The organism is Methylobacterium sp. Leaf111 (assembly GCF_001423285.1).
Lineage (GTDB): Bacteria > Pseudomonadota > Alphaproteobacteria > Rhizobiales > Beijerinckiaceae > Methylobacterium.
In genome coordinates this window covers 1-5,016 of sequence record NZ_LMNE01000048.1, presented here as the reverse complement: position 1 = coordinate 5,016, position 5,016 = coordinate 1, and the positions used below count along the sequence as shown (strand labels likewise).

Sequence of the window (5,016 nt, the reverse complement as noted above, 5' to 3'; positions counted from 1 at the left end):
AACGGCGACCCAAAGCCCTTCGTCTGGACTGCCGACCCGGATCGCATCATCCAGGCCGCAAAGCGCGGGCACCAAATGTTAGACTCGCACCACTAGGTAAGTGGCATGGATCGCAGCTTCCCCATGACCCGAGCCGCCGGGCTCGACCGCCTTTCGGAATTCCTCCTTGGCGCCGGTGCGGTCTACGCCGCCGACCGCAACACCGATCGGGGGCGTGAGCACACACCGACGACGTCGGCGCTTTCGCCCTATCTGCGCCGTCGTCTGATTACCGAGGCGGAGGTCGTGGCCGCCGCCGACAGCGCCTTTGGCGACGGGGGCGCGGAGAAGTTCGTGTCGGAGGTCTTCTGGCGGACCTACTTCAAGGGCCATCTGGAGACCCACCCTTCGGCCTGGACGGACGCCCTTGCGCTCGCCGCCGCGGACCATGAACGCCTCGCCGCCGAGCCGGGCCTGCGCCGGACCTACGAGGCGGCCACCGAAGGGCGGACCGGCATCGACGGCTTCGATGACTGGGCCCGCGACCTCGTCGGGACCGGCTGGCTCCACAACCATACCCGGATGTGGTTCGCCTCGATCTGGATCTTCACGCTGCGGCTGCCCTGGGCGCTCGGTGCGGACTTCTTCATGCGCCATCTTCTCGACGGCGACCCGGCGAGCAACACGCTGTCGTGGCGCTGGGTGGCGGGCCTGCATACCCGCGGCAAGCACTACGTCGCCCGGGCGGAGAACATCCGCCGGTATACGGAGGGCCGCTACGATCCCGCCGGTCTCGACGAATACCCCGATGCGCTGGACGAGCCGATGCCGCCGTGTGAGGTCGCGCTGCCTCCGGCCGATACCCCGCCGTCGGGCGACGTCGCGCTGCTCCTGCACCTCGACGATCTTCATCCGGAGAGCCTGCCGCTGGGCGGCGCGACGGTCGTACGCATCGGCGGCCTGATCGCCCATGCGGATGGGGCGTCCGACCGCGTCAGAGCCGCGGACACGGCCGCGATGGCGGATGCCCTGGCCCGGGCCGCGGCATATTTCGGGTGCCCGGCGGGGACGGTCGAGACCGGATGGGCGTGCGGCCTGCCGGTGCTGACCGCCTGGGCGTCCGTGGGCCCCTCGGCCATAGCCCTGCCTGATGGGTGCCGGCGCCTGCGCCGGGCCTGGGACGACGCGGCTTGGCCGCGCTCCACGCGCGGCTATTCCCGCCTGCGCTCCGCCATCCCGTCCATACTAGCGGCCGAGGCCTGATCCTGTCTCCCTGCGGCGGCTAACGGTTCGTTAACCATGCGGTCGGCACTCCTTGCTGACGCCATCGGAGAGCCTGAGGCGCGCGGAGAAGAGGATCCGATCATGATCGGGGCGGCCCTCCTTATCGCGCTAACCGCTGCCCTCAGCGCTGCCGCGGCTGGAGCCATCAGCGAGCCGGAAAATCGATGAGCCAGAAGCGACGGGTTCGCCCCGATTTCGATCCCCTGACTGAAGCGCAGCTCATCGCCGGGCGCACAACCGCCCGACGTGTCCTGCTTCAGCCCTCGGCCAACCAGGACCTCGGTGAGCTGTTGAACGCGATCGACCACATTGCTGAGGCGGCCACAGGGGAGCGAAGCTTCTTGCATCTGAAGCCGAGTGTGGCGACGGTGAAGCACTGAGCGGCCGGTCAGACTGAGAAATCGCCCGCATGTCGACGCAGCTTTGCGCAGATGTCGTTCGAGCTCTCGACGCCGCCAGTGATCAGGTCCGGGCGCATCGCACAGCGGCCGCCAACTTTGTCGACGACGTCATGCGGCTGGTCGATGGAACGCTTCGCTTCCTCGAGCCAGACCAAAGCATCTGGGAGGCACGCCGTGTGGTCCTCGAGAGACTGGAAGGCATCACGCTTCTCATGGACCCGAAGAGAGGTCCGAACGTCGTGGGAGCGACCGTTGGACAGTTACCCCGTGCCATCTCAACAGCGCGTGCTCACGCAATTGAAGCGATCGAACACCTGCGGATGAAGGTGTTGGGTCAAGGCCGGGTGAATGCCGCCGGCGACCGGGTTGGGCTCGGGCAGGCAGGCGCGCTCATCGGATGACGGATGCTATCCGCGATGCCTTTCCTGCCACCGGCATGCGAGGCGTGCTATCCGACAGCATGCCTCGCTGGTTCTTTCTCCTGTTCGCCATTGCACTCGGCCTGTCCGTCGTCGGTGGCGTGCTTATCTTCCTGCGGTCGCCAACGCCGGTCGAGCAGCTTCAAAACTGAGCCCTCGGGCGCGCGCTTGCCACTTCGATCAGGCGTGTGCCGTCGGCAGCTCCGCGACCTGTGTCGTGTAGCGCGGGCTCCGCATCTCGAACTTCGTCGACCAGGTCCGCTTCTCGGTCAGCCCAGCCCAGCCCAGCCCAGCCCGGGCCGGGACAACCTCGCCCCGGCCGAATCGGGCATTACAAGCGTCCATGGCCGCCATCAGCGGCGCGCTGCGCTCGCGGTCGAGCTGCCCGATCAATGCCCGCGGCGCGTCCTCGAGCAGCTTCAGGTCGGTGGTGACCACGCCGGCCTTGCTGTAGCGCCAAGGCCGGTCGCCAGGCGCCTCGCGCCAGGTGCGCGCCACCCCCGCCTGCGCGGCCTTGATCAGCGCCAGAGTGTCGTTCGTGGCCTCGGGCAGTGTCACGGTCGTCGACACGGACCGCATCGGATCGCCGCGGTCGTGCTCGCTCGTATGGTAGAAGACCGAAACATGCGTCGTTCCGAGCCCGCCGGGCCGCAGCTTCTCACCGAGGCGCGTCGCATGGGCGGCGACCGCTTGCTCCAGGGTCTCGCGCTCCGTGATGCGTCTGGAAAACGAGCGGGTGACGGCGCAGCCTTTGCGCTGGGCCGGCAGGAGTTCGAGGGGCAGACAGGCCAGCCCGCGCAGTTCGTAGATGATGCGCTCGCCCACCACCGTCATGGCTTTGCGCACCGGGCGCGGGTCGAGGTCGCGCAGATCGGCCACGGTGTCGACGCCGAGGCCGATCAGCTTGGCGAGCGAGGCGCGGCCGATGCCCCAGACCTCGGCGACGGAGATCCGGCAGAGCCAGTGATCGTAGGCAACCGGGTCGGTCAGGTCGCACACCCCGTCGGGGTCGGGGATCGTCTTGGCGATGTGGTTGGCGAGCTTCGCCAGCGTCTTCGTGGGCCCGATGCCGACGCAGGTCGGGATGCCGGTCCAGGCTCGCACGGTGGAACGGAGGTCTCGCGCGAGTGCCACTCGGTCCCGGTCACGGACGTCCGAGAGATCAAGGAAGCTCTCGCCGATGGAGTAGATCTCCACGGCCGGCGAGAAGTCCCGATACACCGCGTTCGTGCGAGCACTCATGTCGCCGTACAGGGTGTAATTCGGGGAGAAGACCCGCTTACCCTCGCGCTGGCACTGCTGGCGGATCTTGAACCAGGGATCGCCCATCTTGATCCCGAGCGCCTTGGCCTCGGCCGTGCGGGCGATGGCACATATCGGGTAATCGGGCCTTCGCCAGCCTTCCCCGCGTCGTGGAACGTGGCAAGCTGCTCGATGGTGTAACCCGGTCTGCCGGCGTGATGCTCGCGACCGATCATCCGGGAGCAGGCTCATGCGCTACTATGCCGGTCTCGATGTCTCGTTGGCAGAGACGTCGGTTTGCGTTGTCGAAGAGGATGGCAAAATCCTCCGCGAGGCTAAGGTCGCCAGCGAACCAGAGGCGCTGGCGACATGGCTTGGCGCTCTCGGCCTACCGCTGACCCGTGTCAGCCTGGAGACCGGGGCGCTGGCAGGCTGGCTGTGCGAGGAGATGACCGAACTCGGCGTGCCCAACGTCGTCGGCATGGACGCGCGGCACGCCCGCGCCGCGATGGTCGCGATGACTCACAAGACCGACCGGAACGACGCGCGCGGCCTTGCTCAGATGCTTCGCACCGGCTGGTTCCGGCAGGTCCATGTGAAGGCACGCCGGACGATGGAGCTGCGCACGCTGCTAACCAGCCGTAATACGCTGGTGCTGAAGATCGGCGATGTGGAGAACCAGATCCGCGGCTCGCTCTGCCTGTTCGGGATCAAACTCGGCACCGCCAAGCGCCGGACCTTTCCGGAGCGGGTGCGTGAGCTGACAGCAGATCTGCCGCGCGTGGCCGCCATCCTCGACGTGCTACTGCAGGCGCACGCGGCGATGCTGCTATCGCTCGACCGGCTCAACCGCATGGTACTGGAGATCGCCCGCGAGCACGCGGTCTGCCGGAGGCTGATGACGGTGCCGGGCGTCGGTGCGGTGGTCGGCCTAACCTTCATCGCAGCCATCGAGGACCCGGTTCGGTTCGCTAAATCGCGATCGGTCGGGGCGATCCTCGGTCTGGTGCCGCGCAAGCATCAGTCCGGGGAGGTAGACCGGAACGGGCGGATCACGAAGACGGGCGACACCGAGGCGCGGGCGGCGCTGTTCGAAGCGGCGCACGTGATGCTGCACCGGGTCAAGAAGTGGTCCGGGTTGAAGGCCTGGGCGACGAAGGTGGCGCAGCGCCAGGGCAACAAGCGCGCGACGGTGGCGCTGGCCCGCAAGATGGCGGTGGTGATGCACCGGATGTGGGTCGATGGCACCACATTCCGCTTCAGCGTGGCGGAGCCATCCGCTACTGCCGCTGCGTGAGCGGCCTATCGCAATGAAGGATTGAGGCCGGGCGCGCCTGACCTCGAAGGGTCGTCCTCACGGGGACGGGCGGGAGGTGAAGCCGGAATGACGGGTGTGCTGGCCTTTGGCCAAGTCCGCTGTCGCATATAGGCTCGCCTCTCATCGGAACGCGATCATGTGGAGGTCACCGTGCCGACCACGGACAGAAGCCAAGAGCCCCGTGAGACGAATAGGATGAGACTGACAAAACACCAGTTTCGGAGAAGCCAGGCAGAAAAGATAAAACGTCCACGCAGTGGAGCGTATCGCAAGCTAGTGGTTAAGGTCTGACGGTTGAGTCCGCGTGGGGTTTCGGTTTGAGGCCTGTCCTGCGAGTCTGGCGGGATGCGCAGTGGCATCTCCTTCACGCTCT

Annotated in this window: 5 protein-coding genes and 1 pseudogene; 5 read left to right on the top strand and 1 reads right to left on the bottom strand. The window is 67.1% G+C overall.

Annotated features, from left to right (window positions below; genetic code table 11):
* The first annotated feature begins 105 nt into the window (after positions 1 to 105).
* The 4 genes from ASF41_RS19205 (at position 106) to ASF41_RS25215 (ending at position 2,235) form a co-directional block, all read left to right on the top strand.
* The gene (locus tag ASF41_RS19205; protein WP_244479720.1) at positions 106 to 1,242 is read left to right on the top strand and encodes an FAD-binding domain-containing protein; all 1,137 of its coding nucleotides are present in this window, start codon (positions 106 to 108) and stop codon (positions 1,240 to 1,242) included.
* 185 nt (positions 1,243 to 1,427) lie between these two features.
* Complete coding sequence (locus ASF41_RS19200) at positions 1,428 to 1,643, top strand: hypothetical protein (protein ID WP_056496114.1); 216 nt, start codon at positions 1,428 to 1,430, stop codon at positions 1,641 to 1,643.
* Positions 1,644 to 1,672: 29 nt separating this feature from the next.
* Positions 1,673 to 2,065 carry a hypothetical protein gene (locus ASF41_RS19195; protein WP_056496111.1) on the top strand — a complete coding sequence of 131 codons (393 nt, stop codon included), beginning with the start codon at positions 1,673 to 1,675 and terminating at the stop codon, positions 2,063 to 2,065.
* Positions 2,062 to 2,235 (top strand): hypothetical protein, encoded by a 174-nt coding sequence (locus ASF41_RS25215; RefSeq protein ID WP_156653392.1) that lies wholly within the window; start codon positions 2,062 to 2,064, stop codon positions 2,233 to 2,235. The genes ASF41_RS19195 and ASF41_RS25215 overlap by 4 nt, the downstream gene beginning before the upstream one ends.
* Positions 2,236 to 2,263: 28 nt before the next feature.
* Here the strand turns inward: ASF41_RS25215 and ASF41_RS19190 are convergent.
* Positions 2,264 to 3,457 (bottom strand): annotated as a pseudogene (locus ASF41_RS19190) (Y-family DNA polymerase); the annotation flags it as partial.
* A gap of 118 nt (positions 3,458 to 3,575) precedes the next feature.
* Between ASF41_RS19190 and ASF41_RS19185 the strand changes: the two are divergent.
* Positions 3,576 to 4,622: an IS110 family transposase gene (locus tag ASF41_RS19185; RefSeq protein WP_056496107.1), complete on the top strand. Its 1,047-nt coding sequence runs from the start codon at positions 3,576 to 3,578 to the stop codon at positions 4,620 to 4,622.
* Positions 4,623 to 5,016 lie beyond the last annotated feature (394 nt).